General features: G+C 35.3%; 1 pseudogene. It reads right to left on the reverse strand.

The window, feature by feature from the left end:
• Nucleotides 1-16 precede the first annotated feature (16 nt).
• Nucleotides 17-782 (reverse strand): annotated as a pseudogene (locus NI470_RS15675) (IS5-like element ISAba31 family transposase).
• Nucleotides 783-839: the final 57 nt, after the last annotated feature.

An 839-nucleotide genomic window follows, 5' to 3' on the forward strand; every position in this document is an offset into this window, starting at 1 on the left:
TAGGGTCTGTTGACATTTACTGTTCATAATTAACCCTATAAAGGTAGCCATAAAAATATACAGGCTAAAGCAACAGAACTTTGATAATTTCTTTTGAGCTTGTCATATCGAGTAGCTATTCCTCTAAATTGCTTTAATCTACAAAACATATTTTCAACTAAATGCCTGATTTTATATAAACACCAGTCCATATGGTCATTGTTCGATTGGCTATTTGTTTTCTTTGGTATATTCGCTTTAGTCCCTGTTTTCCTGATCTGTTCACGCAGTGGTTCTGAATCATAGCCTTTATCTGCACATACCACTTTTGTCTCTTTTAAATCTAATGTTGATATTAAATCAGGTGCAACTTTAACATCATGTGTGGTTCCATCGGTAATCATGAAATCAATAGGATTGCCATGTGCATCAACAATCAAATGTATTTTTGAGGAGTTTCCTCCTACACTTTTAGAAATAGATTGATTCGCTATACCGGCAGAATGTTGATGAGCACGTACATGAGAGCCATCAATAAAAATCCACTCCATATCGGGGCATGAGGCTAGTAATTTGAATAATCTAAGTAACTTACCGCTGCTTGACCAACGATTAAAACGTTTGAAAATAGAGTTTGAATGACCAAAACAAGAAGGAATATCTCGCCACGGACAGCCTGTTCTAATTCTATAGAGAATAGCTTCAATAAAATTGCGTAAATTTGAGTTGTGGTGAATGGATAAATTACGCAGAATAACTTTCAACTTTTGCCAGTGTTGATCTGTCAGCATGGTACGAGGCATAGCGAATAGTAAAATTGGGTTTGGCGATTTGATTTTACTACTTCGCTATTTTTTTAA

Origin of the sequence: Acinetobacter lwoffii, from assembly GCF_024129115.1 — a bacterium.
Taxonomy (GTDB): domain Bacteria; phylum Pseudomonadota; class Gammaproteobacteria; order Pseudomonadales; family Moraxellaceae; genus Acinetobacter; species Acinetobacter lwoffii_T.